The organism is Microcoleus sp. MOSTC5, assembly GCF_036701825.1.
GTDB lineage: Bacteria > Cyanobacteriota > Cyanobacteriia > Cyanobacteriales > Microcoleaceae > Microcoleus > Microcoleus asticus.
Genome location: NZ_JAUBRK010000010.1, coordinates 131616 through 158368 on the forward strand (window position 1 = coordinate 131616; position 26753 = coordinate 158368).

The 26753-nt window shown below is 45.1% G+C and carries 26 protein-coding genes, 30 tRNA genes and 1 pseudogene; 12 read left to right on the forward strand and 45 right to left on the reverse strand.

Features of this window, described 5'->3' with window-relative positions; translation table 11 throughout:
* Positions 1-218: 218 nt before the first annotated feature.
* Both QUA54_RS07555 and QUA54_RS07560 read right to left on the reverse strand, forming a co-directional pair.
* Positions 219-290, reverse strand: a tRNA-Lys gene (locus QUA54_RS07555).
* A 101-nt stretch (positions 291-391) separates the two neighbouring features.
* A complete protein-coding gene (locus tag QUA54_RS07560; RefSeq protein WP_333414036.1) occupies positions 392-964 on the reverse strand; it encodes a dihydrofolate reductase family protein in 573 nt (190 codons plus the stop codon).
* 22 nt (positions 965-986) lie between these two features.
* On the opposite strand from QUA54_RS07560, the gene QUA54_RS07565 reads away from it, so the two are divergent.
* Positions 987-1109 (forward strand): hypothetical protein, encoded by a 123-nt coding sequence (locus QUA54_RS07565; RefSeq protein WP_333414037.1) that lies wholly within the window; start codon positions 987-989, stop codon positions 1107-1109.
* Positions 1110-1292: 183 nt separating this feature from the next.
* Here QUA54_RS07565 and QUA54_RS07570 read toward each other — a convergent pair whose 3' ends face one another.
* The 30 genes from QUA54_RS07570 to QUA54_RS07715 form a co-directional block, all read right to left on the reverse strand.
* Positions 1293-1862 (reverse strand): 3'-5' exonuclease, encoded by a 570-nt coding sequence (locus tag QUA54_RS07570; protein ID WP_333186656.1) that lies wholly within the window; start codon positions 1860-1862, stop codon positions 1293-1295.
* Positions 1863-2010: 148 nt separating this feature from the next.
* A tRNA-Ser gene (locus tag QUA54_RS07575) sits at positions 2011-2093 on the reverse strand.
* Positions 2094-2097: 4 nt separating this feature from the next.
* Positions 2098-2171 (reverse strand) — tRNA-His (locus QUA54_RS07580).
* Positions 2172-2176: 5 nt separating this feature from the next.
* A tRNA-Ala gene (locus QUA54_RS07585) sits at positions 2177-2249 on the reverse strand.
* Positions 2250-2444: 195 nt separating this feature from the next.
* Positions 2445-2521, reverse strand: a tRNA-Ala gene (locus tag QUA54_RS07590).
* Between the two features lie 7 nt (positions 2522-2528).
* Positions 2529-2602, reverse strand: a tRNA-Arg gene (locus QUA54_RS07595).
* 332 nt (positions 2603-2934) lie between these two features.
* A tRNA-Arg gene (locus QUA54_RS07600) sits at positions 2935-3007 on the reverse strand.
* A 4-nt stretch (positions 3008-3011) separates the two neighbouring features.
* A tRNA-Val gene (locus tag QUA54_RS07605) sits at positions 3012-3086 on the reverse strand.
* 5 nt (positions 3087-3091) lie between these two features.
* Positions 3092-3163, reverse strand: a tRNA-Gly gene (locus QUA54_RS07610).
* Between the two features lie 179 nt (positions 3164-3342).
* Positions 3343-3413: transfer RNA gene (locus tag QUA54_RS07615), tRNA-Gly, on the reverse strand.
* 5 nt (positions 3414-3418) lie between these two features.
* Positions 3419-3495, reverse strand: a tRNA-Thr gene (locus tag QUA54_RS07620).
* A 6-nt stretch (positions 3496-3501) separates the two neighbouring features.
* A tRNA-Thr gene (locus QUA54_RS07625) sits at positions 3502-3573 on the reverse strand.
* A gap of 5 nt (positions 3574-3578) precedes the next feature.
* A tRNA-Met gene (locus tag QUA54_RS07630) sits at positions 3579-3657 on the reverse strand.
* An 11-nt stretch (positions 3658-3668) separates the two neighbouring features.
* Positions 3669-3742, reverse strand: a tRNA-Leu gene (locus tag QUA54_RS07635).
* Positions 3743-3873: 131 nt separating this feature from the next.
* Positions 3874-3946 (reverse strand) — tRNA-Pro (locus tag QUA54_RS07640).
* Positions 3947-3950: 4 nt separating this feature from the next.
* Positions 3951-4031, reverse strand: a tRNA-Leu gene (locus QUA54_RS07645).
* 23 nt (positions 4032-4054) lie between these two features.
* Positions 4055-4131 (reverse strand) — tRNA-Leu (locus QUA54_RS07650).
* Positions 4132-4160: 29 nt separating this feature from the next.
* Positions 4161-4234, reverse strand: a tRNA-Gln gene (locus QUA54_RS07655).
* 5 nt (positions 4235-4239) lie between these two features.
* Positions 4240-4318: transfer RNA gene (locus QUA54_RS07660), tRNA-Gln, on the reverse strand.
* Between the two features lie 10 nt (positions 4319-4328).
* Positions 4329-4403 (reverse strand) — tRNA-Asn (locus QUA54_RS07665).
* Between the two features lie 6 nt (positions 4404-4409).
* Positions 4410-4482: transfer RNA gene (locus QUA54_RS07670), tRNA-Phe, on the reverse strand.
* 9 nt (positions 4483-4491) lie between these two features.
* A tRNA-Ser gene (locus QUA54_RS07675) sits at positions 4492-4576 on the reverse strand.
* 8 nt (positions 4577-4584) lie between these two features.
* Positions 4585-4658 (reverse strand) — tRNA-Tyr (locus QUA54_RS07680).
* A gap of 34 nt (positions 4659-4692) precedes the next feature.
* A tRNA-Tyr gene (locus QUA54_RS07685) sits at positions 4693-4774 on the reverse strand.
* 4 nt (positions 4775-4778) lie between these two features.
* A tRNA-Glu gene (locus QUA54_RS07690) sits at positions 4779-4855 on the reverse strand.
* Between the two features lie 6 nt (positions 4856-4861).
* Positions 4862-4936: transfer RNA gene (locus QUA54_RS07695), tRNA-Trp, on the reverse strand.
* 3 nt (positions 4937-4939) lie between these two features.
* A tRNA-Ile gene (locus tag QUA54_RS07700) sits at positions 4940-5035 on the reverse strand.
* Between the two features lie 102 nt (positions 5036-5137).
* A tRNA-Cys gene (locus tag QUA54_RS07705) sits at positions 5138-5211 on the reverse strand.
* Positions 5212-5286 (reverse strand) — tRNA-Glu (locus tag QUA54_RS07710).
* 132 nt (positions 5287-5418) lie between these two features.
* A tRNA-Asp gene (locus QUA54_RS07715) sits at positions 5419-5492 on the reverse strand.
* Between the two features lie 6 nt (positions 5493-5498).
* Between QUA54_RS07715 and QUA54_RS07720 the strand changes: the two genes are divergently transcribed.
* Both QUA54_RS07720 and QUA54_RS07725 read left to right on the forward strand, forming a co-directional pair.
* A complete protein-coding gene (locus QUA54_RS07720) occupies positions 5499-5621 on the forward strand; it encodes a hypothetical protein (RefSeq protein WP_278187183.1) in 123 nt (40 codons plus the stop codon).
* 367 nt (positions 5622-5988) lie between these two features.
* Positions 5989-6813: a biotin--[acetyl-CoA-carboxylase] ligase gene (locus tag QUA54_RS07725; RefSeq protein WP_333414038.1), complete on the forward strand. Its 825-nt coding sequence runs from the start codon at positions 5989-5991 to the stop codon at positions 6811-6813.
* 240 nt (positions 6814-7053) lie between these two features.
* Here the strand turns inward: QUA54_RS07725 and QUA54_RS07730 are convergent, their stop codons facing one another.
* Positions 7054-10662 carry an OmpA family protein gene (locus QUA54_RS07730; protein WP_333414039.1) on the reverse strand — a complete coding sequence of 1203 codons (3609 nt, stop codon included), beginning with the start codon at positions 10660-10662 and terminating at the stop codon, positions 7054-7056.
* Positions 10663-10776: 114 nt separating this feature from the next.
* The gene (gene pdxA / locus QUA54_RS07735) at positions 10777-11880 is read right to left on the reverse strand and encodes a 4-hydroxythreonine-4-phosphate dehydrogenase PdxA (protein WP_333414040.1); all 1104 of its coding nucleotides are present in this window, start codon (positions 11878-11880) and stop codon (positions 10777-10779) included.
* Positions 11881-11950: 70 nt separating this feature from the next.
* Between pdxA and petM the strand changes: the two genes are divergently transcribed.
* The 3 genes from petM to QUA54_RS07750 all read left to right on the forward strand — a co-directional run bounded on the left by petM (position 11951) and on the right by QUA54_RS07750 (position 14150).
* Positions 11951-12055, forward strand: a complete 105-nt coding sequence (gene petM / locus QUA54_RS07740; RefSeq protein ID WP_172189541.1) for a cytochrome b6-f complex subunit PetM — start codon at positions 11951-11953, stop codon at positions 12053-12055.
* 198 nt (positions 12056-12253) lie between these two features.
* Positions 12254-13231, forward strand: a complete 978-nt coding sequence (locus QUA54_RS07745; protein ID WP_333414041.1) for an NmrA family NAD(P)-binding protein — start codon at positions 12254-12256, stop codon at positions 13229-13231.
* A 1-nt stretch (position 13232) separates the two neighbouring features.
* On the forward strand, positions 13233-14150 hold the full coding sequence (locus tag QUA54_RS07750) for an NAD(+) kinase (RefSeq protein WP_172189530.1): 918 nt from the start codon (positions 13233-13235) through the stop codon (positions 14148-14150).
* A gap of 79 nt (positions 14151-14229) precedes the next feature.
* Here QUA54_RS07750 and QUA54_RS07755 read toward each other — a convergent pair whose 3' ends face one another.
* Genes QUA54_RS07755 through QUA54_RS07765 form a run of 3 tightly spaced genes read right to left on the reverse strand, consistent with a single transcriptional unit; the run spans position 14230 to position 15095 of the window.
* Positions 14230-14466: a hypothetical protein gene (locus QUA54_RS07755; protein ID WP_333414042.1), complete on the reverse strand. Its 237-nt coding sequence runs from the start codon at positions 14464-14466 to the stop codon at positions 14230-14232.
* Positions 14459-14881: an aspartyl protease family protein gene (locus tag QUA54_RS07760; RefSeq protein WP_333414043.1), complete on the reverse strand. Its 423-nt coding sequence runs from the start codon at positions 14879-14881 to the stop codon at positions 14459-14461. The genes QUA54_RS07755 and QUA54_RS07760 overlap by 8 nt, the downstream gene beginning before the upstream one ends.
* Complete coding sequence (locus QUA54_RS07765) at positions 14874-15095, reverse strand: hypothetical protein (RefSeq protein WP_333414044.1); 222 nt, start codon at positions 15093-15095, stop codon at positions 14874-14876. The genes QUA54_RS07760 and QUA54_RS07765 overlap by 8 nt, the downstream gene beginning before the upstream one ends.
* Between QUA54_RS07765 and QUA54_RS07770 the strand changes: the two genes are divergently transcribed.
* On the forward strand, positions 15076-15282 hold the full coding sequence (locus tag QUA54_RS07770) for a hypothetical protein (RefSeq protein ID WP_333414045.1): 207 nt from the start codon (positions 15076-15078) through the stop codon (positions 15280-15282). The two genes, QUA54_RS07765 and QUA54_RS07770, sit on opposite strands and share 20 nt — an antisense overlap.
* Positions 15283-15333: 51 nt before the next feature.
* On the opposite strand, the gene QUA54_RS07775 is transcribed toward QUA54_RS07770, so the two are convergent.
* Together QUA54_RS07775 and QUA54_RS07780 are read right to left on the reverse strand one after the other, a co-directional pair.
* The gene (locus tag QUA54_RS07775) at positions 15334-16458 is read right to left on the reverse strand and encodes a PD-(D/E)XK nuclease family protein (protein WP_333414046.1); all 1125 of its coding nucleotides are present in this window, start codon (positions 16456-16458) and stop codon (positions 15334-15336) included.
* Between the two features lie 314 nt (positions 16459-16772).
* Positions 16773-17021 (reverse strand): hypothetical protein, encoded by a 249-nt coding sequence (locus QUA54_RS07780; protein WP_333414047.1) that lies wholly within the window; start codon positions 17019-17021, stop codon positions 16773-16775.
* 113 nt (positions 17022-17134) lie between these two features.
* Between QUA54_RS07780 and ppsA the strand changes: the two genes are divergently transcribed.
* On the forward strand, positions 17135-19843 hold the full coding sequence (gene ppsA / locus QUA54_RS07785) for a phosphoenolpyruvate synthase (protein WP_333414048.1): 2709 nt from the start codon (positions 17135-17137) through the stop codon (positions 19841-19843).
* 29 nt (positions 19844-19872) lie between these two features.
* Here ppsA and QUA54_RS07790 read toward each other — a convergent pair whose 3' ends face one another.
* The 5 genes and pseudogenes from QUA54_RS07790 to QUA54_RS07810 all read right to left on the reverse strand — a co-directional run bounded on the left by QUA54_RS07790 (position 19873) and on the right by QUA54_RS07810 (position 22681).
* Complete coding sequence (locus QUA54_RS07790; protein WP_333414049.1) at positions 19873-20088, reverse strand: DUF5615 family PIN-like protein; 216 nt, start codon at positions 20086-20088, stop codon at positions 19873-19875.
* Positions 20085-20316 (reverse strand): annotated as a pseudogene (locus QUA54_RS07795) (DUF433 domain-containing protein). Before QUA54_RS07795 ends, QUA54_RS07790 begins: the two are co-directional and overlap by 4 nt.
* Positions 20317-20609: 293 nt before the next feature.
* Positions 20610-21437: a TIGR02452 family protein gene (locus QUA54_RS07800; RefSeq protein ID WP_333414050.1), complete on the reverse strand. Its 828-nt coding sequence runs from the start codon at positions 21435-21437 to the stop codon at positions 20610-20612.
* 90 nt (positions 21438-21527) lie between these two features.
* Positions 21528-22439 (reverse strand): GTPase Era, encoded by a 912-nt coding sequence (gene era, locus QUA54_RS07805; RefSeq protein ID WP_333414059.1) that lies wholly within the window; start codon positions 22437-22439, stop codon positions 21528-21530.
* A gap of 68 nt (positions 22440-22507) precedes the next feature.
* A complete protein-coding gene (locus QUA54_RS07810) occupies positions 22508-22681 on the reverse strand; it encodes a hypothetical protein (protein ID WP_333414051.1) in 174 nt (57 codons plus the stop codon).
* Between the two features lie 267 nt (positions 22682-22948).
* On the opposite strand from QUA54_RS07810, the gene QUA54_RS07815 reads away from it, so the two are divergent.
* Positions 22949-23380, forward strand: a complete 432-nt coding sequence (locus tag QUA54_RS07815; protein WP_172189517.1) for a hypothetical protein — start codon at positions 22949-22951, stop codon at positions 23378-23380.
* Positions 23381-23820: 440 nt separating this feature from the next.
* Here QUA54_RS07815 and QUA54_RS07820 read toward each other — a convergent pair whose 3' ends face one another.
* A complete protein-coding gene (locus QUA54_RS07820; RefSeq protein ID WP_172189516.1) occupies positions 23821-24093 on the reverse strand; it encodes a hypothetical protein in 273 nt (90 codons plus the stop codon).
* A gap of 252 nt (positions 24094-24345) precedes the next feature.
* Between QUA54_RS07820 and QUA54_RS07825 the strand changes: the two genes are divergently transcribed.
* The 3 genes from QUA54_RS07825 (at position 24346) to QUA54_RS07835 (ending at position 26647) form a co-directional block, all read left to right on the forward strand.
* On the forward strand, positions 24346-24903 hold the full coding sequence (locus QUA54_RS07825) for an NUDIX hydrolase (protein WP_333414052.1): 558 nt from the start codon (positions 24346-24348) through the stop codon (positions 24901-24903).
* A 184-nt stretch (positions 24904-25087) separates the two neighbouring features.
* A complete protein-coding gene (locus QUA54_RS07830; RefSeq protein ID WP_333414053.1) occupies positions 25088-25843 on the forward strand; it encodes an ATP-binding cassette domain-containing protein in 756 nt (251 codons plus the stop codon).
* A gap of 153 nt (positions 25844-25996) precedes the next feature.
* Positions 25997-26647 (forward strand): ABC transporter permease, encoded by a 651-nt coding sequence (locus QUA54_RS07835; protein WP_333414054.1) that lies wholly within the window; start codon positions 25997-25999, stop codon positions 26645-26647.
* The last annotated feature ends 106 nt before the right edge of the window (positions 26648-26753 follow it).

Here is a 26753-nt window from a genome sequence, read left to right on the forward strand (position 1 = left end):
ACAGCTTTCGCTCTACGCTGGTATTCCCAACCAGTTGCTGTCCGCACAGCCGCACTTTCCAAGTTTTTGATTTTTAACCGCAGATAATTGCAGATAACGCAGATGAACGCAGATAAACGCAGCAGAGCCGCAACAATCTACCCTTCCATCTAAAATCTAAAATCTCACAGATATCCCTCAATCTAAAATCTAAAATCTAAAATCTAAAATCGATTGAGTGGGTGGTATAGGAGTTGAACCTATCTGGTACCGGTTAAAAGCCGGGTGCATAACCGCTTTGCTAACCACCCATAAAAATTCAGCTTTTGTGTAAGTGGTATAAAATCACTTTGTAGTAAGGACTTCACTCGTTTCTTGCTCGCCGCAATTGCAACGAATAAAGTCCTGATTGCTAATGTTTCACTCGATAATGAAGCAACATGAAACCGTTGCTATAAATTTTGCGATCGCCAAGTTCCAAATTGGTCGGCTCGATTGAACCGGAAAAAAGAGGAATTCCCGATCCGATAACTAGCGGATTCAACTTTACAATCATCTCGTCAATCTCAGAAAAAAGAGTTGCCGCTAAAGCGCCACCACCGCCGAGCCAGATGTCTTTACCCGTTTCTTTTTTCAATTCCTTAACTACTGCGACAGGATTGTCCCAAACAAGTTCTATATTCTCATCGGGACTGGCTTTCATAGTGCGCGAAAAGACATACTGTTTCAAGGTAGGATAAGGATTAGTTACACCAACATTTAGCCCTACCTCATAGGTTTTCCGTCCCATCAAAACAGCATCAAACTGCTTGTTCTCTGCACGAATGCCTCGTGCTTGCTGAAAGTGAGCCGGAAAAGTTTCAGGAAAGGAATCGAACAAATCTGCGAAATGCTCTCCTTCCATAGGAAAACAATCAAATGAGCCATCTTCGCGAGCAATAAACCCGTCAACGGTGGAAGCAACGTAATATTTTAGTTTTCTCATGTTTAACCTCGATTTTGTTAAAATGAAAGACAATAATATGGAGAGGACGGGACTCGAACCCGCATCGATCGACAGCAACTTTCAGGAAACGCGCTTCCTTACTGCCCGCAAGCAGACGGGAACTGCCCCCATCTCGGACTGTTAATTCCTTTCAGTGCTTCTGCAACCCGCTGCCAGTTTGCGTTTTCAGGGAACGTCGCGAAGCAACTTTTTACCCTACTCAACAAACCCGATCGTCCTTTTGGGAGCCGCTTTTCCAAAGTTTTTACGGTGCCATTCCACTTAGGCGACCTCCCCATAATTTTTCTTACTCTAGTACGATCGCAAATCAGGACAACTGTTTTCGCTCCAGAATGTAAGGCAACAGTTTGGCGATATTTCTAGCATCATCTATGCCTCGGTGATGAGTTCCTTCTAGCGGTAAACCCGCGAGTTGCAGAGCTTTCGCCATGCCATACCGTTTTCGCAAACCTTGCTTTTCTGTAAACAATTGTTTGAGATTGACATGAGGATAAGCAATGGGAAAAGGTACTTTGTGAAAATTGCTGTCTTGTTCAAATTGTTTGCGATCGAAATCACCCCAAGAAGCAAACACGCCGTTTGAGTAACCAGACAGCCATTTTTTCAAAAGTGCGATCGCCTCCGGGTAAGTGGGAGCTTCCTCGACTTGTGCCTGAGAAATAGATGTTAGCAATTTGCAGAATTCAGTCAGCATAGGATGGCGAACTGGCTTAATAAAGCTTTGAAACTCATCAATAATAGTTAGCGTTTCTGCTTCAAGCATAACGGCTCCAATCTCAATAATCTCCATCTCACTCTGTTTGATAGTTCTTTGTTTGTCACAGCAGGTCGCTTCAAGGTCAAGCACTAGATAGTAATTGTAATCTTTTAAATTCATATTTAACCTTTATTTTTATCCGGTGAAATCACAACAAGTTCACCTAGACTTATTATAAACCAATCCATCCACCGAGGAGGTACTGCCCCTCCTATCGCCGCGTTATCAGCACGGTGTCTCGCTTTTCGACTTCCGGTGGTTAATTAAAAGGAAGATGAAGGAATCGAACCCTTACAGTTAACTGTACCCCAGTTTTCAAGACTGGTTGCCAACCATTTAGCGGCATCTTCCAAGGGGTGTCTGACGGGAATTGAACCCGCTATTACTGGTTCCACAAACCAGCGCCGCTACCGATTTGGCTTCAGACACCGCAGTGGAATCAAGGAGAATCGAACTCCTAACCTCTTGCGTGCAAAGCAAGCGCTCTACCAATTGAGCTATGACCCCGCGTCAAAGATTCACTTGTTGAGTAAATCTAAAATCTAAAATCTAAAATCTAAAATCGAATGACCCCGCGTCAAAGATTCACCTGTGGAGTAAATCTAAAATCTAAAATCTAAAATCTAAAATCGAATCACCTCGCGTCAAAGATTCACCTCTGGAGTAAATCTAAAATCTAAAATCTAAAATCTAAAATTGGTGTGGTGGATTGCGATCGGATTTGAACCGATATCTTTCTAACAGCCAGTTAGATGCTTTACCAATTAAGCTACGAACCCCAGACAGCAGCAGCGGTAGGACTTGAACCCACAACATTCGAGGTAGAAGCTCGACACTCTATCCAGTTGAGTTACGCTCCCATGTTTTTTGTTAATGCGCGATTCCCTACGGGATAGCTGCGCTTCACGCACTTTCCGTGCAAGTTACTAGAGCATTGCGTTTTATCAGTTACTAGAGGAACTCCGCCGATGAGTTATTACACACTCTTTAAAGGATGGCTACCTTTAAGCCAACCTGCCGGGTTCAATGCACTCCTCGTTCTCAAACGCCCGCTGATTTTGACAGCGTTACCTTTCCTCTCGTACTAAAGTATGTAGGCTCCAAAAATTGGGACACGCAAAGGGCGATCGCTCTTAATATAAAAAATTATCCATTCAATGGAATCAACCTCCTTAAATTAAAGTAAAAACAACGAGAGTGGCAGGACTTGAACCCACAACATCCGCGTCCGAAGCGCGGCGCTCTATCCATTGAGCTACACTCCCATATTGGTAGTCCTGACAGGATTTGAACCTGCAACATCTTGCTTGTAAGGCAAACGCTCTACCGTTGAGCTACAGGACTACAAAAGCGGATGATGGGACTCGAACCCATGCGCTGAGAATGGCATACTCAGATGCTAGCCTTTACATCACACCCGCAAACCGATTTGAGATTTGAGATTTTGGATTGAACTGAGATGTTGCACCCTTGTGAATAAGCCTTTTGAACGCGCTCTCCGGCCCGTTCCACAAGAAAATCTACTCTTTGTGGAACAGGCATCTTGCCTGTTCTTGAGAATGGTGCAAGATGTGAGATTAAAAAACTTCTTGTTTGCCCAAGCGGATAACGAGGCTCGAACTCGTGCCTAGAGTTTGGAAGACTCGAATGCTACCGTTACACCATATCCGCAATTGTGGGGCTGGTGATAGGAATTGAACCTACAACCGACTGATTACAAATCAGTTGCTCTGCCTAATTGAGCTACACCAGCACGCCAAGCCGATGGCGAGATTTGAACTCGCAAGAAAGCTTTACAAGAGCCTTATGTTGCCAATTACATCACACCTGCATTTTTGGTAGCGGGGGCAGGAGTTGAACCTGCTATTAAGAGGCTTATGAGACCTCCAAGCCTACCCAGGCTACTTCACCCGCGATGTCACCAAATACCCCTGACTGGCATCGAACCAGCACTAACTAGATCCTAAATCTAGCGCCTCTACCAATTGGGCTACAGGGGCAAAACCGATTTGAGATTTGAGATTTGAGATTTGAGATTGAATAAAACCTTATACCCCTGACAGGCCTCGAACCTGCAAAAAACACTCGTTCTGAGCGAGTGATGTTTTCCAATTACATCACAGGGGTAAAGTCGGGATGGTTGGATTTGAACCAACGACTCCATGCTCCCAAAGCATGGCTTCTGGCCGCTGAATTACATCCCGTTCATGCTCCTAGTGAGACTCGAACTCACACTCAAAATAAAACAGATTTTAAGTCTGCCGCGTCTGCCAATTCCGCCATAGGAGCAAGTAGAAACTTAGTTAAAAATTTGGTACTCCTGGTGAGATTTGAACTCACACAACACAATTTTTGAAACTGCGGCCTCTGCCAATTGGGCTACAGGAGTGTAATTGATCTGCTTTGGTAATAGCAGAACTGGGAAGGCAGGGATCGAACCTGCATTTTTCCGCTTTCAAAGAGCGGTGCCATACCGATTAGGCGACTTCCCAATAATTGGGTGCCGGGGTAGGCTTTGAACCTACATAAACTCCTATTTCAGAGATAGGCGACTTTACCAATTTGTCTACCCGGCAATTTAAAAAATGGCTGCCCCAGTAGGACTCGAACCTACAACCTAGCGGTTAACAACCGCTTGCTCTACCATTGAGCTATAAGGCAACGCAATCCCCCAAGTCAGTATCGAACTGACGACCTCTTGTTCTTCACACAAGCACTCTACCAACTGAGCTATCGGGGGAAATTTCAACGGAGAGGACAGGATTTGAACCTGCGTCGGTTTGATCCGATTCTGTTTAGCAAACAGGTGCCTTAAGCCTCTCGGCCACCTCTCCTCAGCGAGCGAGAACGGAGGGATTTGAACCCTCAATCTTCAGTTTTATTAACTGAGATGTTATCCGGCTACACCACGTTCTCAAAATTGCAACTGCGGATTAAATGCAGTTACAAATGGGTCGGGCTGGAATTGAACCAGCAACGCTTTAAGCTACTGTTTTACAGACAGCTACCCACGCCAATAGGAGGGCCGACCCAGTTTGGAAGTGCTGACGGGAGTTGAACCCGCAATCACTTGGGTGAAAACCAAGCGGCTTAAACCATTTGCCTACAGCACTATAAATTGGCACAGGAACTGAGATTTGAACTCAGAATGCTGGTTTTGGAGACCAGAGTGTTGCCAGTTACACCATCCCTGCTTGTGGTGGCAGCGGCGGGATTTGTAGCTTGCTTCCGCGAAGCGGTACCCGCATTGACCAAGGTATGAACTTGGCGCTTTACGATTAAGCTACGCTGCAATGTCACTTTCGTTTCGTTCCTTTTCAAAGTTAAAAAAATCAATTAAAAGACTGTTAGTTTAATCTTTTAATTTCTAATTTTTAACTTCTGATTGGGAACAGAGGTTAGGGCGGGATTTGAACCCGCGAAATTCGGTTTTGCAGACCGACGCCTTCAACCACTCGGCCACCTAACCTGGGAGTCCCGACGAGGTTTGCACTCGCAATCTTCTCCTTGAGGGGGAGACGGCTTGACTTTTGCCTACGGGACTTTGACCCCCGCCGAAAAACGGATACTTGCTTTCCGACAGGAGGTGTGGATTTTAGACCAAAGTTCCAATTCACAGATTCTTCTCCTGTGGAGTAAATCTAAAATCTAAAATCTAAAATCTAAAATCGACTGACGGGAGTAACGAGACTTGAACTCGCAACCTTTCGCTCGACAGGCGACTGCTCTGACCAGTTGAGCTATACCCCCGCGAAAATGAACAATATTCTGTCCTTGAATTATTCAAGTTGGGACGGGGTGGCGGTTGATTCCGCGTACTACAACCCGATCGGGCTATTGTTGCCGGAGTCTACACCGCCGATGTCCACAATTATGTGACACGATTAACTTCCTATTCTGTTTTCAAGGTTCATATTGCTCGTGGGGTAAGGCTTTGAAGCTCTTTCCCCTTCGCCATACATTTATACTACATTGCATAATACAAGACTGTCAAGGGGGTAATACAACTTTTTTTAAAATTGGGTTTTTTAAAGGGGTGTCGATCGCTCCAACCAACCCTCTGCGTTCCCCCAAACCCTTATAAATCAAGAAATTGTGCGGCTAAACTGATGTGGTGGCGTAAGGTAAATCTGATGCTGAAACTGTACTACACTCCAATTTCTCTGAGTTCTCGCCGTCGCGCGAGGTCGCACTTCTGGAAAATGCGATAATCAGCTTTTAGATATCAAATACTACAAATCACACCTTGTCTGAATTGCCCTTAACTCCCGTGCCCGCAACCCCAGAACCCGATCGCCCAAACCTCCCTCACTGGCTACACTCCTTGGATACCTGTCCGAGTACCAACAGTTGGGCGATCGCCCGCGCGGCCCAACTCCACCACGGAGATGCTGTATTTACTAGGCGACAAACCAGCGGGCGCGGCCAACACGGGCGCACCTGGCACGCCCCAAGCGGTGTCTTGACTGTTAGTTTTGTACTCGACAACCTCAACCCCAATCTGTTGCCAGGACTCAGTTTAGCAGCCGGTTTAGCCGTGATTTACGCGATCGAAGATTTGGTTCCCGACTGTCGCGATATGCTGCGCCTGAAATGGCCAAACGATGTCTGGGTCGATCGCCACAAATTAGCCGGAATTCTCTGCGAAGCTACTTCCGGCAATGTTTTTGGTAAAACTCGCGCTGTTGTCGGAATTGGACTCAACCGCTGCGTAGATTTCGCGGCTGCGGGATTGGATGAAAGGGCGATCGGCAATGCGGTAAGCTTGCATTCTATTGCTAGTACAGTACCAGATGAACTGTGTTTGCTCGATCGGCTGCGACACTATTTACTCGAACTAGCCGATATGTTTTCTACCGCAGACAAGCCAGCCTCCAAGTCCGGTTTAGCGCTACTTTTGCCGGAATTGCGCCGCCGCGATGCGTTGATTGGCTGCCCGGTGGCGATCGAACTTTCCTCCGAAACCATCTGCGGAGAAGCCGCGGGCATTGATGGATGCGGCCGCTTGTTAGTATGCTTGGCGGGCGATCGAATACAACCCTTTACCTCCGGGCGAGTTAGATTAATTTAAGAGGAAGAAGGAAGAAGGAAGAAGGAAGAAGGAAGAGGGAAGAAGGAAGAAGGAAGAGGGAAGAAGGAAGAAGGAAGAAGGGAAATGCAGTCAGAGCAATATTTTCAGCGATAAAAAATGTCCTAACCTTCTTGCCAGTTACTATAAATTAAGAGAAATAAGTCATTAGTCATTAGTCATTAGGGAAAATTCCCAATTAACTATCCCCTATTCCCTATCCCCTATTCGCTATTCCCCATTTTAATTTATCACCTCAAATACTACCAATCTGTTCAGCCACAGCGGTTGACTTGGTTCCACACCTTCGGGACGACCCTTAGTAGAAGCAACTTGTATTCTGTTGCCATTTATCCCTTGTTTAACCAAAATACCTTTCACATTTGTCGCCCTTTCCAGTGCCAACTTTTGATTTTCGGCCGGAGCACTTTTAAAATCGCTGTAGCCAATTATCCTCAAATTCTTCGTCCTATTTTCCTCCATATATTCCTTGACTTTGCTAAGCTTTTGTGCTACGTCTTTCGCCTGCAAACTTGCCGAACCGGCACCGAAATACACGCGAACTGCCATTATTTTTGACTGCGGTTTAGTTCCTATTATTACTGTATTTGTTACAGACTTCACCCCCGGAATTTTCTCAAAAGCTTGAGTTATTTTTTGAGCATCTGGCACTTTGCTCACGCTACCTGCAACGGCGACTTTTCCCTCTGCATAGCGAGCCGAGATATCAATGCTTTCTACCTTATTCAAAAGAGCTGCCGTCCGCTTGACATCGGCTTCGACTAAAACCGGATCGGGAGGGACTTCAACAGCTATAATTTTATTTTCAATTCCTAATTTTGGAGCCGCTTGCTGAGCGATTTTTTCCGCTTTCGAGCGCAGCTTTTGATTCGGCACTCGTCCAGAAATCTCCAATATTTTATCTTTAACATCTGCCGCGAGGCGATAAACCGATAACTCCGGAGCAGATTGTAAAGCTAAATTCGTATCTGCTTCTAAGCTCGCTTCAACTCCGCTGCGGTATTGATGAATTCCCCAAGGTATACCAATTACACCTAACGCTGCCAAACAGATAATTGGTAAAATTGGAAGTTGAGGAGATTTAACTTTTACCTCTGTATCGATTAATTTTTGCAAGTACGAGTTTACTTCTGCCGGCACAGTGGCTGGATCGCCGTTAAATGACTGGATTTGAACCCCGTATTCTTGAACAATCTTTTTGAATATCGCTCGCATTTTGTACTTAAACCACTGGCGGGTTTCTCCTTGCATAACTACTGCCAGATAACACGAATTCGCTATTTCCAATACGATCGTAGATGTGCCGTATTCTATAGCATCAATCTCTGCAATATTTCTCGACTGAGATATGCAATCGTTGACAACAGCCCGAATAGCAGTCAGCATCCCTGCTACCGTGTCTAATTCTAGCTGTTCGCGTTGAGAATGCTGCACTGCTGAAATTACTAATCCCGATTTTGCTTGAATTAAAAAAACAGCTTTAACACTCAGTGCTGTCGTTTCTTTCATCAGCAATTCTGCTTCAGAAATGCCCTGAAATTTGGCTTTAATTTTGCGACTAATTCCCTCTGGACTTAAAGCTGATTCGAGTTTTTCATTAATCTCCCGCATCCTCTCGGCGATGTATTTTAAAATCGTGCTGCCGATAATCGGATAAAGTGCATCCGACATTGCTTCTCGCTTGAGATGAATTTGCTGTTTGATAGCGGCGGCCATTTCCGGCGCGATCGCCATTGCAATTTCATCGGGAGATTCACTGATTCTGTGGCTGATTCCCACAGGAATAGCCGGCGATATGGCTACTCCCATCGACTGCCTGTTTTGTCGGGTTTTGGTATTAATTACTTCATCAATTATTGGAGCTATGGTTTCGGCAAACGATTTTTTTGACTCATTAATTGTTTGAATCATCATTTCCGGAAAGATGATTTTAATTCTGGCCAGTAATTCTTCCCGATTGCCTCCCCATTCAGCATCAGTAATTTTGCGATCGAGTTCCCCTACTTTATCGTTGAGTCTGTAATTATAACCGACAACTTCATCTAACAATGGTAAAATAGATTCGAGTACCGATTTTTTTAGTTGGGCGTGATGGCTAACCATCAGCTCATCAATCAAAGGTTTCAGTAAATCTGTAAACAAGTCTGTCGATTCATAAATCCGGTGTTCGATCGCCACAATCTGTTGTTCGATCTTCCCGAGTCTTTGATCGATCCTTTTATTCTGAATGATTGCATCAACAGCCGGGGCGATCGCAGATTCTATCTCTAGCTTTGCTTCGCCGATGTTTCGGGACAACATTTCTACAATCACTGGCATTATTCTTGCCATCAACCCTTCTATTTCGGCTAAAACTTGCTGCTGAACTGCGACAATCTTACTGTCATTATTTAATATTTGTGCTGCAATACCGCTGTTTTGAATAGCCCTGTTGACAGCCGGCGCGATCGCCTCTCTCACCTCTAACTTTGTCTCGTCGATTTTCCGGTTCAGCGACTCAATCATTAACGGCATCAACCTTGCCATTATTTCTTCCGGCTGAGACTTTTGCTGTCGCTGAAGATTATTTAGTCTACTTTCTACGTCGCTCAATTTTCCTTGAACTTCTCTTTGAAGAATTGCTGATTCTATCAAAGGTTCGATCGCCGCTGTTACCTCTGATTTTGATTCATCGATTTTCCGGTTCAGCAAATCAGTTATTGCTGGCATTAGCATCGCCATTATCTCTTCTGGCTTTTGGATTGGCGACTGTTGCGCAGCCAGCCGGCGTTCGATGATACTCAATACTTTTTCTTCTATTTCTACCCAAGCTATTCTTACTTGTACTGAGGGTGCGACACTTGCTATAACCTCTAACTTCAATTCACTAATTTTGCGGTTCAGCAACTCGCTAACTACCGGTACTAGCTGCTTGATTAAATCTTCTGGTTGCTGCTGGTAACGCTGCTGAATATTCGCAACTCTATCTTCAATTCTTACTACGTGTTCTTCAAGTCCGTTTTGATTGTAAATTACTTGATTGACTTTCGGTGCGATCGCCGAAGCTACTTCTAACTTAGACTCCTCTAGCTTGCGGTTGAGCAGCTCGCCCACCACCGGTATTAGCCGTTGCATTAACTGTTCAGCATTCGGCAGTTGCTGCTGGTTGAATTTAGCAATTTGATTTTCCAAATCCGCTAATTTCGTCGGCAATTCGAGTCCATTAATTTTATTATTGCTCGCGAGTTCCATCGCCTTTTTGAATTCCGACTTCAACCCCTCTAATTCTTCTCTCACTAACTCAGGAATTAACGGTCTCAGTAAATTCCTCAACTCTTCGGGCTCAGACATGAGCTGCTCAAAATTTTCTAACCTTTGTTCCACGCTCAAAACATTACTGTAAAATTCCGGTAAATCTCTTTCAAACAGCAGTTGCTGTAACCGCTTAAACTCCTCCACTGCTTGTTCTAATTCTTCCTCCGACGGTCTATAATTTTTTTCTACATTCGCGATTATAGATAAATCAGGTTTTTCATTATTTTTTTCTTGTCTTTGAGAGGGCATCTCTTCATTGTCAGTTAATACTTCGGGTACAATAGGCGGTGATTCGATCCGAAAAGACAATTGGTTGCGCCGATTTTCCTCATCCTCAAATCGCTGAACAGACTTTTCAGAAAGCGGTAATTTCAGCTCGCTCGGTTCTTTTTTTGATTTTTTTAATAACTGGAATTCAGTCAGTATGGTTAGCAATTCCTGAAGTTGCTCTCCAGCTTTAGAACTTGCCATAGTTGCATCAGAAACCTCTTTTTCTGACTGATATATTTTGCCTGAATTATCATTAGATGGTGTCATACTGCGCTACCTAAACGTGATTTTAATCTACCGAAGGAAATTATCAGCTTGCTTGCCGCCTCACCCCAGCGAAAATCAATAGGAATGACACAATTTTTCCAAGCGTCAGGCGTACTAAAGCTCTCGCCCTATTTTAACTGCTGTTCTGCGACTAGCCAACTGAGCCGCCAACTGCAATGCTGCCTTCATGCTGGAGGCATCTGCAATCCCTTGACCTACAATATCAAAAGCTGTGCCGTGATCCGGAGATGTGCGGACAAAAGGCAAGCCAATTGTAGTGTTGACAGCTTTGTCGAAAGCCATCAATTTTACTGGAATCAACCCTTGGTCGTGGTACATTGCCAAGTAACCGTCGTGAGCTTCTGTGGCTAAACCGTACCAAACTTTAGCCGGTTTTACCCAGAGAGTATCGGGGGGGACTGGCCCGTCTAACTGCACTTGAGGAAAGCGATCGCGCTGCGTTTCCAACCAAGGTATCATCCAGTCTTGCTCTTCATTTCCCAGTTTGCCATTTTCGCCGCTGTGAGGATTTAAGCCAGAAATAGCTATTTTTGGTCTTTCCAGCCCAAAATCTTCCCGCAAACACTCTACCAGCAATTCTAGTTTTTCGCTCAGCAATTCTGGACTCAAAGCATCGGGGACTTGACGGAGGGAAATATGTGTGGTAGCCAGTAAAGTTACGAGCGTCCAGCCGCTGTGGGGAGATGTGGCGGCAAACAGCATTCCGAATCGCTGCGATTTTGCCCTTTCTGCGAGGAGTTCTGTTTGTCCGGGATAATTGTAACCTGCCGCTTGCCAGCAAGTTTTGGAAATCGGGCCTGTCACGATCGCGGAGAATTCGCCGGCGATGGTACGGGCGATCGCGCTTTCCATGTAAGCAAAGCTAGCCGCCCCGCTAGCTGCACTCCCGACGCCCGGGACAATTTCGCCCCACTTGCTGTCTGGTTCAATATCAATAATGTTTAATGTTTCGGGATTTGCCGCTTCTGCTGCTGGATTGCTCGATCGCAACTTATCGTAAGTTTGCTGCAAAACTCTCCTAGAACCTATAACCGTCGCCCTCAAAGCAGCAGCGGGATCTGCCAATGCCTTGAGAATCACTTCCGGGCCAATTCCCGCCGGATCTCCCAGAGTTACAGCTAGTTTTGCTTCCCGATCGAGACTCAAGGCAGTTCTCTCCAACAAAATACAGGAATTTGGGCACTGAAATTTTAGCATTCATGTAGCTGGTAGCCCCAAATTATATTATCTTTATTTAATGCGATCGCCCAATTGGACTTATCAAACAATGAATCCTGAAATTTTCAATGCAGCCTTTTTGTCCTTTTCCCTAATTTTCGTGGGTATAGGTGGAGGCTTCCTCCTGCTCAAATTGCAAGGCGGCGAAGAATAAGTTTTTTTCAACCAATCCTTCAGAAGCCTTCTACCTTCTGCCTTCTAGTGTCTACTTTCTGCCGAAAGCAAGCCTTCTGCCGAATATCTCAAGCCTAAAATGAGAAAAATTCAGGTTTTTGTTAAGTTTTTATAAAAAACTTAACAAAAACCTGATACCATCTTATTGAAAGTTTAAGATTCATAAATTAATCCCTAGATGACTTTATTGATTTTAGGTGCCACCGGCACTCTCGGCCGCCAAATAGCCCGCCGCGCCCTAGACGAGGGCTACCAGGTGCGCTGTTTAGTCAGAAGTTACAGAAAAGCTGCATTTTTGAAAGAATGGGGCGCTGAACTCGTACCGGGGAACCTTTGCCAGCCAGACAGTCTGCCTCCGGCCCTAGAAGGCGTCAGTGCTATTATCGATGCAGCAACAGCCAGTGCTGCGGATTCTGTCAGCATCAAAAGAGTAGACTGGGACGGAAAAGTATCGCTGATTCAAGCAGCAGCAGCAGCAGGCATCAAGCGTTACATATTCTTTTCCTTTCTCGACGCCGAGAAATATCCTCAAGTCCCCTTGTTGGAAATCAAGCGCTGTACCGAATTGTTCTTAGCAGAATCCGGTCTAGACTATACAATCTTGAGACCTTGCGGCTTTTTGCAAGGACTGCTGAGTCTGTATGCAATGCCGATTTTGGACAATCAGGCAGTCTGGCTGCCCAAAAAGCCGTCAGCCCTTGCCTACATGAACACTCAGGACGTTGCTAAATTTGCCGTCCGGGCTCTGTCCGTTCCTGAAACCGAGAAAAAAAGCTTTCCGGTTGTCGGAAATCGCGCTTGGGATGCTGAAGAAATCGTGCGTTTGTGCGAAAGGCTGTCAGGGAAGCAAGCTAAAATTACGCGCACCCCAGACGCCTTGTTGAAGGCTACTCGTCAATTTGCTAAGTTCTTTCAGTGGAGTTGGAACGTAGCTGACAGATTGGCTTTTTCAGAAGTTTTGGCAGCCGGAAAACCCTTGAAAGCTCCGATGGATGACGTTTACAGTGTCTTCGGAATCGACCCCAAAGAAACTACTACTTTGGAGTCTTATCTGGAAGAATACTTTAATCTGATTATGAAGAAGCTCAAGGAAATAGAGTACGAGCAGCTTAAAACTAAAAAACGGAGTAAACAAAAAATGCCCTTTACATTTTAAAGTGCCGAAAGCTGGGATTATATACAACGACGTTAAACCTGTGGCTTGTCGTATCGCCGCAGAGTTAGAAGACAAGCTGACTGCCCGCGGCTGGGAGGTTTGCTCGGTTTCTGGTTCCGGAGGAATTCTGGGCTATTCTAGCCCCGATCGCCCCCTGTGCCACAACCCGATCGAACAACTCGTCCCCCCCGGTTTTGACAGCGACATGGAGTTTGCAGTGGTTTTGGGCGGCGACGGTACGGTGCTGTCGGCATTTCGCCAAGTCGCTCCGATTGGAGTGCCGCTGCTGACTGTCAATACCGGTCACATGGGCTTTTTAACAGAAACTTACCTGAACTTGCTGCCGCAAGCTTTGGAAAAGGTAATCGCCGGAGAATACGAAATAGAAGAAAGATCGATGCTGGCGGTGCGGCTGTTTCGAGAAAACGACTGCCTCTGGGAAGCTCTTTGTCTCAATGAAATGGTGCTGCACCGGGAACCGCTGACTTGTATGTGTCATTTTGAAGTGGCGATCGGGCAACACGCCTCTATTGACATTGCCGCAGATGGAGTTATCATCGCGACTCCCACAGGATCGACAGCTTACGCCCTTTCTGCCGGCGGCCCTGTCATCATTCCCGGAGTGCCGGTGCTGCAGTTGCTGCCTATTTGCCCGCATTCAATGGCTTCGCGGGCTTTGGTGTTTTCCAACACCGAGCCGGTCAAGATTTTGCCGGCGAGTCCAAACCGCCTGGTAATGGTGGTAGACGGTAACGGCGGATGTTATGTTCTGCCCGAAGATTGGGTGCAAGTCGAGCGTTCTCCGTACCCAGCCCGCTTTATTCGGGTGCAATCTTTTGAGTTTTTCCACATTTTGCGGGAAAAATTGGGCTGGGGCTTGCCTCACATTGCTAAACCGAGTTCCGTTGAGTTGCCTTGATAGTTGTTGTTGACACTCCCCGACTATCAAGGTACGGGGATTGTTGGCTCAACCAGTTGGCTTGCTCGTAGATATCATATCAAGTCCTAGCTGTAGGAGATCGCAATTCCCGTTCCCGTTTTTCGCCGATTGAAGGGATTTGGATTTTTTTATCTGTTGATAAATCGTAGAATAAAGCAGCAATTAGTGTTGGTAATGTAGGGCGACATTTATCCACCGGAATCCTTAATTCTCGATCGAGCTTCCGAATTATCTCCAAAGTCAGGCTGCGTTTACGAGATAACGGTATAGTTGGAGTGTCTTCATTTCTATTCACTCTGCTTAGGACGGATTTCAAATTCTGAACGTGCCCGGAAGAAACAGACATCAAACTCGAATAAGAAATTAGCTTGCCCCAAAATCAAAGGTACATTGGTTGCTTGTGTCCAGGCAAATGCCAGGTTAAGCGTTGGGAATGAACTAACTCGAGCATTAACAACGACTGCGCGGGCTTCAAATCGAGCCAAATTCCCAGCCAATACGATTGAGAGTGTCTCATTTTCCCAGACTAAGCCCAGTTGTAGCCCTAACTCGTAGGGCAAAACATTAACGCTTGCGCCTGTATCTAATAAGCCCTCAGCGTTCAAAGATTGACCGTTCAGGCTGAGTGTCAATGGCAGATACGGCATTCGATCGACCATGCCAAGACTGCTGTCAATGATTTTGTAGGGAAATCTCTGAGCGTCAATCATTCTGTTCTTGTTGTTTTGTCGTCAGAAGATTCATTAAAACATTGGCAGCCTCAGAGCAATTGTAAGGCGACCAGACCGGATACTCTCGATCGGCAACAAAAAAGTTTGTTGCATCTTCTTCTTTGACCAGTTCTGTTGCCAGAAACTGCATCAGCCGAAGCTTGTCAATTTTTGAAAGTTCCTGGATTTGTGAGATGAGTTCAGCCAATGGCATTTGGGGATCTCCTCGTTTGATGTTCGGTGAAAAGATTGGAGCTACTAGCTTGTTGCATGGTGCGCGATCGAAGCGTGTCTATTTATTCTACCAAGTTTCTGTAGGTCAAGCTCTCGATCGAGATTCCGAATCATCTCCAAAGTCAGGCAGCGTTTGCGAGATAACGATTGAGTTCAACGGCGGTTAGTAACCCTGGCATCCCCACCGATTATCTTTATTCCGCCGTTGCAACGATTTGTTAGGTAGCTGGCAACGTATCATCAGAGCTTTCTCCATTGCCTTGAATTGCTACCCAAGGAAGTTTTGAATACTGATCTTTGATCTTTTCTAACTCATCTAGTGCTTGCAGGAAAAATCTTTTGACAGCCACCACATGGTCTTCTTCAGAAAGAAAATCCTGTAAACTTTTGTCTCGAACTATTCCTGCCCAGTCTTTTGAGCTATCTAAGTTATAACCCCTCCAACCGTACTGTTCGCAAATATCTTTCATCGTTTCAATAATTTCTGCTCGACGCGGTGAATTAGGATCTACTTCAAGTACGAGACGTACTATTGGGTAATCAGTTAAATGTGATGTCTTTAGAATAAAGCCTAGACCACACCACCATCTTCCACTTGGCATTGAGGCAGTCATTAAATACCGCCCATGCCATTGAATCTGGGTAAGAGCTGTAGACTTTTGCTTAATTGCTCCCAGAACTTTCTCAAAGCGCTGACTGACTTCTCCCCACATTGTCTCTTCCATAAGTTTTAGTGATTTTGTGAAATTTGCTAACGCAATCACGTCAATAGAAGAGAACTGATTGTTATGTGCCATGCGATACTCATCCATAAATTTCACAATTTCTTTAACAAGCATTGTATCTGCCTGAGATTTCAAAAATCGATAGAACTGATGCCACCTCAATTGCCTGAACTGAACGGTAGATTGAGAAATATTCTTGAAAATATCTGCTTGATCTTTTGGATCAAAATCACGAGTAATGTACAAAAGAAATTTGTGCTGGAACCCTGAAATTCCATGCAAAATCTCGGCATACCTTGAAAGCTGCTCGTAGCCTTCCTGAGAGCCAATCTTACTTTCGATAAAGATGATGCTACGACTTTTAGCATCTACTAGCTCAATTAAGATATCTGGGCGGCTAGCTAAACGATGATCATCAAGAGGCTCAAACTCCCTCTGTGTTGAAACATAGGCATCCAAATAAATATTTATATCCAATAAGTTTAAATTCTTAAGCCAAGAATAGAGAATTTCCTTGTCTGTACTGAAGAGGTAGGCGACCAACTCAGTGAAGAAATCTTCTAGCGGAATACTGCCTGTATTGAGATTTAAGAGCCGACTGAAAAGCGCCACTAACATTCACCTATGTTTTACTATCAACAAGTGAGTTTACCGTACGGCCCTAGCCAGAGGCTCAAGCTACCTAACTTATAATTGTATCGCATTTGCGGTACAACACTGCATATAGTCGAATAATACCGCCGCTTGAGGATGTATGTCAACCTCTTCTTACTCCCCATCAGAATCTCCTTTCCTCGATCGAGTTCGCCGCACAATTCAACTTAAACACTTAAGCCGTCGCACTGAAAAAAGCTATCTTTATTATCTTTGAGATTAGAGTCGATCGCACACTTTCGGCGAGCGCAAAAATCGAGGCATTCATCAGAACTTCTTCACGCACGAATAACTGTAACGGTTCGCCCCATTGGTGTCAGATGAATTTCAGTATTCAGTCGTTCTTCTAATTCGATCGCATTCTCGCGTCGATCGAATACAATCAACCACCCTTCATCTTGTCCCAATCGAGCCAAATATCCATCTAACTGTTCCAACCCTTTACTCAACGGATCGACTTTCCGAGTTCGCCAAACCTTCTGTTCAATTCCCAATGTTACCTCACCATAACGCAAACATAAATCCATTCAGTCGCGTCCAATGGCATATGTCCGGCTCCAATGTTCCCCCACCATTAATCACTCGATGCAGAAATGCCATCAACACTAAATGAGGGGCTATTTCGGGATAAGATGCACTTTTGAGTGTCGAGTTGAAGTACAATACTCCGGTAAATCGTTTTAGCCCGAAGGATGTCATCAAAATTATTAAAGAAGGAATTGCCACAGGAGGTAAATATATGAGTTCCTATGTGCTTGGTTTTCAGGAGATTGACAAAACAAAAATCATGCTTGTTGGGGGTAAAGGCGCAAACCTGGGGGAACTTTCCAAGATTGAAGGAATCCGCGTACCGGATGGCTACTGTATTTCTACTGCAGCCTTTAAAAGAATCATTGGGGAAACGCCGTCGATTAACGAATTACTGGATCGGTTATCGCTTCTAAAGGTGGAAGACCGGGATAAAATCGGTGAACTTAGCGGTGAGATTCGTAGGGTCATCGAAGGGATAGCCATTCCTCAAGACATTAATGAAGAGATCGCCCGCCTCCTCTCCAGGCTTGATGAAAAAAATGCCTATGCAGTAAGATCCAGCGCAACTGCAGAGGATTTACCGACTGCCTCTTTTGCAGGCCAGCAGGATACGTATTTGAACATTATCGGAAAGGAGGCAATCTATCAGCATATCAGCAAGTGCTGGGCATCGCTATTTACCGAGAGAGCAGTAATTTACCGCCTTCAAAACGGCTTCGACCACCGTAAAGTCCACCTGTCTGTGGTTGTTCAGAAGATGGTCTTCCCGCAGGTGGCAGGCATTTTGTTTACTGCCGATCCCGTAACTTCTAATAGAAAAGTGTTATCCATTGATGCCAGCTTCGGACTTGGCGAGGCCTTGGTCTCCGGCCTGGTGAATGCCGATAACTATAAAGTGTGTAACGGCACGATTGTCGATAAGAAAATATCTACCAAGAAACTGGCTGTTTATGCCTTAAAAGATGGCGGCACGAAAGAGCAGGAAATTGAGCCTGAGCAGCAGAACAGGCAAGCGCTGACGGATGAGCAGATTTTACAGCTTGAGCGCACGGGCAGAAAGATCGAAGAACATTTCGGCTGTCCCCAGGACATCGAATGGTGTTTGGTTGATGATACATTTTATATTGTCCAGAGTCGGCCAATCACTACTTTATACCCCATCCCTGAAGCGAACGATCGGGAAAACCACGTCTATGTATCTGTCGGTCACAACCAAATGATGACCGATGCCATGAAACCATTGGGATTGTCTTTTTTCCTGTTAACGACCCATGCACCCATGCACACTGCTGGTGGAAGGTTATTTGTTGATGTTACAGCGACGCTGGCTTCACCTGTCAGCAGAGAAACTGTATTAAACGTCACATTGGGAAAATCCGATCCGCTCATGAAAGACGCACTTACAACCATCATAGAGCGGGGAGATTTTATAAAATCGTTACCCGACGATCGGAGTCTCGGCAAAAGCAGTAAAGGTCGATCGCCTGCTGATTTTCAAACCCTAAACGACTACGATCCGGCGATTGTTGCTGATTTGATTCAACAGAGTCAAACCTCGATCGAAGCGTTAAAACAAACCATCCAAACGAAATCAGGATCGGATCTGTTTGATTTTATCCTGGAAGATATCCAGCAATTAAAGAAGACCAACTCTGATTCACAGAGTTTTGGTGTGCTTATGACTGGTATGAATGCTTCCTCCTGGATCAATGAGAAAATGATGGAGTGGTTAAGTGAAAAGAACGTAGCAGACACGCTTTCTCAATCCGTATCCAACAATATTACTTCGGAAATGGGTCTGGAGTTGTTGGATGTTGCAGATGTGATTCGCCCGTATCCAGAAGTAATCAATTACTTGCAACATCTAAAAGACGATAGCTTTTTGGATGAGCTGGTTAAGCTTGATGGTGGACAGGAAGCCCAGGACGCCATCTATGCTTTTCTCAACAAATACGGAATGCGATGTGCCGGAGAAATCGATATTACTAGAACTCGTTGGAGCGAAAAACCAACGACACTTTTTCCCATAATCCTTAGTAACATCAAAAACTTTGAGCCTGGTGCCGGTAAGCGGAAATTTGAGCAGGGGCGACAGGCGGCTTTGAACAAAGAACAAGAGTTGTTAGAACGATTGAAGCAATTACCGGATGGTGAACAAAAAGCCAAAGAAACAAAGCGGATGATCGGCCTAGTCCGGAATTTCGCAGGCTATCGTGAATATCCAAAATACGGCATCGTTAATCGCTACTTCGTTTATAAGGAGGCGTTGCTGAAAGAAGCGGAACAACTCGTACAAGCCAACGTTATTCATGAAAGACAGGATATTTACTACCTCACTTTTGAAGAACTGCACGAAGTTGTACGCACAAATAAACTGGATTACCAGATCGTCAGCACACGAAAAGACGAGTACAGATCATTTGAAAAACTAACTCCCCCACGTGTTCTCACTTCTGATGGTGAAATGATTGCCGGTGCGTACAAACGAGAAAACTTCCCGGCTGAAGCTATTGTAGGCCTGGCTGTTTCTTCCGGAGTTATAGAGGGACGAGCACGTGTCATCCTAAACATGGAAGACGCCGATCTAGAAGATGGAGATATATTAGTCACCTCGTTTACTGACCCTAGCTGGACACCATTATTTGTATCCATAAAAGGTCTAGTCACCGAAGTTGGTGGACTGATGACCCATGGAGCAGTTATCGCACGTGAATATGGCTTACCGGCAGTTGTCGGAGTAGAAAATGCCACCAAACTGATCGAAGATGGGCAACGAATTCGCGTACATGGAACAGAAGGGTATGTAGAAATCCTTTGACACTCCTCGACCTGAAGGTAGGGGAATTCTTAAGACATTTCTGTCAAAATATCCCTATTGCTAGGGTTCCCAGGCTGACTGCGTTTGACTAAGAAGTGCGCAGTCATATCTTTTGCATAATCCCAAACTATTAGGTCGATCGTTGCTTTCATTCCCACATCTCGAACGTGAAGCGAATTTGGGAAAAGAGCGCTCAAACGATTCGGCAACTTGGGCGACAAATTTCCATCAAAAAGTAATTTCATGCGGATAAGGGATCGGTCATAAACCGACGCTCGCGGTCAGCAGCATAAGTAATGCAGGCTTTTAAATCTTCTCGCGTCAAATCTGGAAAATCGCCCTTAAATTTCAGCTTCGGTCATTTCGGAAGCCAGGTACTCAAGCACTTCATAAACCGTAATTCGCAAGCCGCGTACACAAGGCTTACCACTGCGTTTATTTGCTTCGATCGTGATGTGGTGTCGGTAGTTCATAGTTGGAATTTTTGAGAATCTCCTAGTTTGATGTTTGGTGAAAAGATTGGATATACTAGCTTGTTGCATAGGTGCGCGATCGAAGCGTATCTATTTATTCTACCAATTTTCTGTAGGTAAAGCTCTCGATCGAGCTTCCGAATCATCTCCAAGGTCAGGCAGTGTTTGCGAGATAACGCTCCCAATCGCCTGCTAAAAACTACCTCAAACTCCAGCCGATGACCTCCTGAAAGTCGGCGTGCGTTGGGATTGTTAGAGGCATTGACGACAGCGAGGCTGAGAATGCAATACTTTTACTTAAATCTATTTTTAAATGCCTTCAATGTATCCTTACTCTTAGCCGAATCGTATATACCAAAAACTACACGATCGAAACATCCATGAAATCGCGGACTCTCAAGCCACTGACCAAAAGCATCTGCTACCATACTGGCATCGTTGCAAAACACGCCACACCCCCATGCACCGAGTAACAACGATCGATGTCCATTATCTTGTGCCACCGCAAGTACATATCCAGCACGTCGCCGCAATGCTTTTTCAATATCGGGAAGCGCATTGGGATCGCGACGCAATACTTGACCTGCATTTGGTGCGGGCGCAGTAATAACAGATGCTACAAAATAATCATCGAGCAATTCACGACTGCGGATTCTAAACCAAGGAACTTTTGGAGTATAAATCAGGTAATCGGTGTAAAGAAGAGAATCTTGCGATCGGTTTGCTTCATAATACTCGGGTTGTGTCAATTGACAGGGATATAACCCGGAACAGCGAGCCAAATCTTCTTCTTGTGCTTTTGCACCATTAATAAATCCGCCGCCAGGATTTCGAGCGGAGGCATAGTTTAGGAGCACGAGATCGCGGCAACCTTCACCTTTTACCAAACGGTAGGCGGCTACTTGAGTGGTCTCATCGGTAACTTCCACCAAAAGACTCTGTTTCGCATCACATTGCGTATTTTGCAATAAATTTTCAACTTCTTCGGGTCGATACAACTTAGTATTTTTCTCTGCCAGCTTCTGCTCGGTAGCAAAATTAATAACATGGCCGTGCTTTGAAATGAACTCGCCTTTTTCTAGAATCTGTAATGTTTCCTTGGCTATACCTGTTAACGACATACACTCCTCCTTGGTGGTTTCGATGAAGTTCTCAACTCTGCTTCTGAGCACATCAGGATTAAGAGAGGGAAACTGCCCACAGATAAAGTTTTATTCTTCTACCCGATAACCCAATTCCGCCAAACGAGTGCGCGACTGCCGCCATTTCGGCTGCACCTTGACAAATAACTCCAAATATACTTTGCCTTCAATTAACTTTTGAATCTGTTCGCGGGCCGCACTGCCGATCGACTTGAGCATACTGCCGCTTTTACCGATTAAAATGCCTTTTTGGGAATCTCGTTCGACGTGAATTGTCGCCAGAATGCGAGTAATTTTTGCTTCTTCTTGAACTATGTCGATCGCAATTGCTACGGAATGCGGCACTTCTTCCCGCGTCAGCAGCAAAATCTGTTCCCGAATCAATTCGCCCATAATAAAGCGTTCCGGCTGGTCAGTCACCAAATCGGGCGGATAATAATAAGGCCCAACCTCCAAATGTTCGATTAACAATTGTTGCAGCGGCTCGACACCCTCGCCCGTGAGAGCCGAAAATTTCACCACCGGCCACTCAGGATTGACGATTTGCTCGTAAGTTCGATCGATCAACACGCAATCCGACGGTTGTTCGTCCAATTTATTCATCCCCAAAATCACCGGAATTTTGGTATTGCTGAGAATTTCGACAATATATCGATCGCCCCCTCCCGATTCCACCGAACCATCCACCACAAACAGCACCACATCCACCGACTGAATCGCTGTGCGGGCATTCTGCACCAAAACCTTGCCCAATTGGTGGTGCGGCTTGTGAATTCCGGGAGTATCTACAAAAATAATTTGTGCTTCCGGTGTCGTTAGGATGCCCCGCAGCCTGTTACGCGTCGTCTGAGACACCGGCGAAGTAATCGCAATTTTCTGCCCCACTAACTGATTCATCAGCGTTGATTTTCCGACATTCGGGCGTCCGACAATACCTACAAATCCCGATTTGTAACCCGCCGGAGCCACGGGAACACCCATAATGTCCGATACGTCGATAAATTTACTATCTTCCACTAAAATCACCTATTTTCAAGCCCCTTCTGTGTCTATTGTCGCCTGAAAATACTCAAACGCCCATCGATGCACTCTAGCATCTTTCTCGCCCAGGTATAGCCCGCAACACCAAAACCTCGATCGAGCCGCAAACCAGTGTTAAAACGTGATACGCGATCGGCAAAACTTGATATCTGAGACAAAATTTGATAAAGTTCCAATGACATCGATCGAAAATGAATCATTCTGGTAAAACCGACTCCCCAATGCTGTAACAACTTCAGGTGTGTAAATGTCTAACTCAACTGAAACTTTTCTACAGTTTGTCAGGCAAACCAGTTTTAACATTTTTGAGAATGTTTGGTAATAAATTAGCTGCGTTGAGTTCAAACTCAAAAGCTCAATATCATCAGGCGCTTTCTCAATAAAAGCGAGTGTCTTTTAATCGTACCTAAATTAGTGCTAATCGTCATAAAGTTGAGGAGATGAATCGGATGAAATCGAAATTATTTTGGAGTTTTTGCACCGTTTTGGTAGCAAGCTTGCCTGTTCCCGCCTTGGCTCAAACAAGCCCTCCAACCAGCCCTCAAGCAGGTTTTGACTACAAGGGTGGCTCGATGAAATACCAGTTGCTACCGGGCAGAATCCAGGACAGAACCTTGCCCAAAGCCTTTGACTTTCCAATTATTACCAATGTTGCTACTGACACTAGCATCACCTCGGATTACCTAATTACCGATCAGTTTCGCGCCCCAGCGGGTCGTACAGAATACACCGGAGCTCTCACCGCATGGGCAGCATCAATCAGAGAATGTCTCGCCAAACAACCACTCTTGATTCGAGCCAGCACCAAGAACCCGGTTCAGATTAATGGCAGAGTAGGCACGATTGTTAGAAACGTAAATAACCGTGCAGTTTGCAGATAAGCCAGCAATATCACGGCGGCTAAATTGACCGTAATTGCTGTAGGGACGGGTTCACCAATATCTCCAATGCAAGCATCGATACAGTAAACCCCTCACCGCGACGATATTGTGGTCAATCGACCCCACTTGATATAACTTCCAGTGTCTGAAGACAAAAACTAGAGAGTGTTTTTAAACAAAAAGAGCAATAGAAGACCTATTGCTCTTTTTGTTAGTGAAATTTCAATTAATATCTATTAGGGCTTATATGATGTCCGCTAAAATGACATCATATAACAGGTTTGCAGAGAGGAATGCAAGTCCTTATCAAACTTTGAGGACTTGCATTCCTCTCTGCAAACGACATAATTACGCAGAAACCAGCTTTTGTCCAAAATATCCCGTGGAACCCGAGGGATATGGATTTTAACACCCGGTTTATGAAAGTTTGTCTGCGTAATTCACGATTTAGTAGCGCAAAATTCATGTTTACTCAGTAAAATTTCGCCATAATCAGGAATCCAAGCCAGCCACTTTTCATCAGAACATTCACACAACAGCCACGCTTCGTCAAAGCTGAATGCTGTTGGCGGATTGAATAATTTAACCCACATAGAAGGAGTCAATTTTGGTGCAGGTACGGCGCAGCCAAATTTTTCCCAGTCGCCGGCACTGGCGAAGCTTCCTGGGGTTGCTTGGGATTGCCAAGTACGAATATCTGTTTGCAGTTGCATAACTACTCCTGTCTAGCTAAGAGTCTGCACCAGGGCGCGGTTAAAACAACCCAGAGCGAAGGCGCAGATAAACTTTGATTATGTAGTCTATGTTACCGAATTATCGAGGCGAATGTGTAGGGTTGTAGCAAAAATTTACAATCGAGAGGAAAAAACTGGCTCAAAGCTGAAAAGGTCGATCTTTTATTGTTGGGTTCGGCAACGATAGACTACCATAGCAAACAACATCTGATTTATTTCAAAAATTCCCACATGAACCCAACTGCCAAATCCCAGTGGAAAACTCTAGATCGCTTTGTAGAAATCAAGTCTCATTGGGTAAAACTAATCGCCGAACATCTCGAAACAACCGAAGGAAAAACAGTAGAATATTGGCGAGTAGAAAGAGCAGATTCAGTTGTAATCTTGACAATTCAAGCTGAAAAATTTGTGTTTCCCTCACCGATGTATCGCCCCGGCGTGGCATCCGCAACCCTGGATTTTCCCGGCGGTCGCGTACCAGCCGAAGCCACGCCAGCAGAGGCTGTTCCACCTATAATTCAGAGGGAACTAGGCGTGACAGAAAGCGCGATCGCCCGCATCGAACCGATCAACACCATTGGCTGGGCAATAAACAGTTCCTTCTCCAATCAAAAACTCTACGGTTTTGTTGCAGAATTGCACCCTACAGCAACAGTAAGCCCCGAACTGATCGGTGCTGCATATCCGGCCACCCCAGACGGAATTCGCGACTTACTCAAAAAATTAACTTGCCTCCAATGTCGAGCCTTACTGCTAGAATGGCAAAATCAAATCGATTTTAGATTTTAGATTTTAGAATTGGGAATTGTCCCCCGACGCTCGCTGGTTTTAATTTTAGGACTTACGCTCATAAACCCGGTTTCTCTGACAAATCTTGGGTTAAGCAGTAAATTATCTAAGAAAAAAACCGGGTTTCTATCCCCTTGTCTGTAAGTTCTAAAATTCTTGAAAACCCAAATCACCGGAACTAATCATGCCTCTCAATAATGAAGTTGCTGTCGAATGTCTCGACGTGACATATCGCCTCAACCGCAGGCATTTAGTAGACAAACTCAATTTCAAAGTGCTGCAAGGAGAAGTTTTAGTATTGCTGGGGCGCAGCGGGAGTGGCAAAACTACTACCATGAAATTGATTAACAATTTACTAACGCCAAGCAGCGGCGAAGTTCTTGTCATGGGAAAACCGACAACTCAGTGGAACCCAATTCAACTGCGCCGAAAAATTGGTTATGTGATTCAAGAAATCGGTTTGTTTCCCCATTTTACCGTCGAACAAAACGTCGGTTTAGTGCCGAAATTAGAAGGTTGGGAGGGCGATCGCATTCAATCTCGCGTCCGCAAACTGTTAGAATTAGTCAACCTCGACCCCCAGCACTTCGCCAAACGCTATCCCCATCAGTTATCCGGCGGACAGCGGCAGCGGGTGGGCGTCGCTAGAGCACTGGCGGCTGACCCTCCGATATTGTTAATGGACGAACCGTTTGGTGCTTTAGACCCGATTACTCGTCTGGAATTGCAGCGGGAATTCGGTCAATTGCAGCAGCAACTGGGCAAAACAGTGATTTTTGTGACTCACGGCATTCAAGAAGCTTTTTTGTTAGCTTCTAGAATAGGTTTGATGCAAGATGGACGGTTGGTTGAATTGGCATCGCCCGCTGATTTTCTAAAATCTCAGCATCCAGAAGCTCGCGCATTTCTTGAATGTTTGCAATTACCCGGGACTGGGTAATAATATGATGTGCGATCCCATCATTCGTTTATAGCTATGGGTCGGTTTTTGAAGCTGATGGCGGGAAATTAAAGATATTGGTGAACCGACTCCTACGAGATATTCGATTATAGTAAAATTTACAATTGTCAATTCCTAATTACTAATTTCCACATGATGCAATTTATCAATCGGTATGGTGCGGAGATAGTTCAGCGCGCGACCGAACACTTATATTTAGTAACTGTTGCAATTTTTATCGCTATTAGTGTGGGGATTCCCCTCGGGATTTTAGTCACCAGAAAACCAAAATTGAAAAAGCCCATTTTGGGATTTGCTAATATTATGCAAACAATTCCCAGTTTAGCTTTGTTTGGCTTGCTAATCCCGGTGCCGATAGTGGGTGGAATAGGCGATAACACGGCAATTATCGCCCTCACTCTGTATTCTTTACTGCCTATTATCCGCAATACTTATACCGGTATTGTCGGCGTCGATCCGGCGATTACGGAAGCCGGGAGAGGAATGGGAATGACTGATATGCAACTGTTATGGCAAGTGGAAATTCCCCTGGCACTGGGCGTGATTCTGGCGGGCGTGCGAGTTGCAGCAGTAATTGCGATCGGACTGGCAACGATTGCGGCTGCAATTGGTGCCGGTGGCTTGGGGGTGTTTATTTTTCGGGGCGTTGCTACAGTCAACAATCAGTTACTTTTGGCTGGGGCAATTCCCGCGGCTTTGATGGCATTAGCGGCGGATTTTGGGCTGGGCTTAATAGAAGGGCGACTCTCGAAAACTGCATTAAAAACTATTAATGATGACTAACTTCCTCACTACAAAATTTGCGGATAAAATAGACCTCTTGCAAAATAATTTTATGATATAATGAAAAGTTTTGCTGAGAGTTGATTGAATCCCAACTCCTAACTTA

Coding starts and splice junctions, on each gene's coding strand:
- QUA54_RS07560 (WP_333414036.1), bottom strand. CDS start 964: ATGAGAAAACTAAAATATTACGTTGCTTCCACCGTTGACGGGTTTATT.
- QUA54_RS07565 (WP_333414037.1), top strand. CDS start 987: ATGAAAGACAATAATATGGAGAGGACGGGACTCGAACCCGCATCGATC.
- QUA54_RS07570 (WP_333186656.1), bottom strand. CDS start 1,862: ATGAATTTAAAAGATTACAATTACTATCTAGTGCTTGACCTTGAAGCG.
- QUA54_RS07720 (WP_278187183.1), top strand. CDS start 5,499: ATGAACAATATTCTGTCCTTGAATTATTCAAGTTGGGACGGGGTGGCG.
- QUA54_RS07730 (WP_333414039.1), bottom strand. CDS start 10,662: ATGACACCATCTAATGATAATTCAGGCAAAATATATCAGTCAGAAAAA.
- pdxA (WP_333414040.1), bottom strand. CDS start 11,880: ATGCTAAAATTTCAGTGCCCAAATTCCTGTATTTTGTTGGAGAGAACT.
- petM (WP_172189541.1), top strand. CDS start 11,951: ATGAATCCTGAAATTTTCAATGCAGCCTTTTTGTCCTTTTCCCTAATT.
- QUA54_RS07745 (WP_333414041.1), top strand. CDS start 12,254: ATGACTTTATTGATTTTAGGTGCCACCGGCACTCTCGGCCGCCAAATA.
- QUA54_RS07760 (WP_333414043.1), bottom strand. CDS start 14,881: ATGATTGACGCTCAGAGATTTCCCTACAAAATCATTGACAGCAGTCTT.
- QUA54_RS07770 (WP_333414045.1), top strand. CDS start 15,076: ATGAGTTCAGCCAATGGCATTTGGGGATCTCCTCGTTTGATGTTCGGT.
- QUA54_RS07765 (WP_333414044.1), bottom strand. CDS start 15,095: ATGCCATTGGCTGAACTCATCTCACAAATCCAGGAACTTTCAAAAATT.
- QUA54_RS07775 (WP_333414046.1), bottom strand. CDS start 16,458: ATGTTAGTGGCGCTTTTCAGTCGGCTCTTAAATCTCAATACAGGCAGT.
- QUA54_RS07780 (WP_333414047.1), bottom strand. CDS start 17,021: ATGGATTTATGTTTGCGTTATGGTGAGGTAACATTGGGAATTGAACAG.
- QUA54_RS07790 (WP_333414049.1), bottom strand. CDS start 20,088: ATGAAATTACTTTTTGATGGAAATTTGTCGCCCAAGTTGCCGAATCGT.
- QUA54_RS07800 (WP_333414050.1), bottom strand. CDS start 21,437: ATGTCGTTAACAGGTATAGCCAAGGAAACATTACAGATTCTAGAAAAA.
- era (WP_333414059.1), bottom strand. CDS start 22,439: ATGGGTGTTCCCGTGGCTCCGGCGGGTTACAAATCGGGATTTGTAGGT.
- QUA54_RS07810 (WP_333414051.1), bottom strand. CDS start 22,681: ATGTCATTGGAACTTTATCAAATTTTGTCTCAGATATCAAGTTTTGCC.
- QUA54_RS07815 (WP_172189517.1), top strand. CDS start 22,949: ATGAAATCGAAATTATTTTGGAGTTTTTGCACCGTTTTGGTAGCAAGC.
- QUA54_RS07820 (WP_172189516.1), bottom strand. CDS start 24,093: ATGCAACTGCAAACAGATATTCGTACTTGGCAATCCCAAGCAACCCCA.
- QUA54_RS07825 (WP_333414052.1), top strand. CDS start 24,346: ATGAACCCAACTGCCAAATCCCAGTGGAAAACTCTAGATCGCTTTGTA.
- QUA54_RS07830 (WP_333414053.1), top strand. CDS start 25,088: ATGCCTCTCAATAATGAAGTTGCTGTCGAATGTCTCGACGTGACATAT.
- QUA54_RS07835 (WP_333414054.1), top strand. CDS start 25,997: ATGATGCAATTTATCAATCGGTATGGTGCGGAGATAGTTCAGCGCGCG.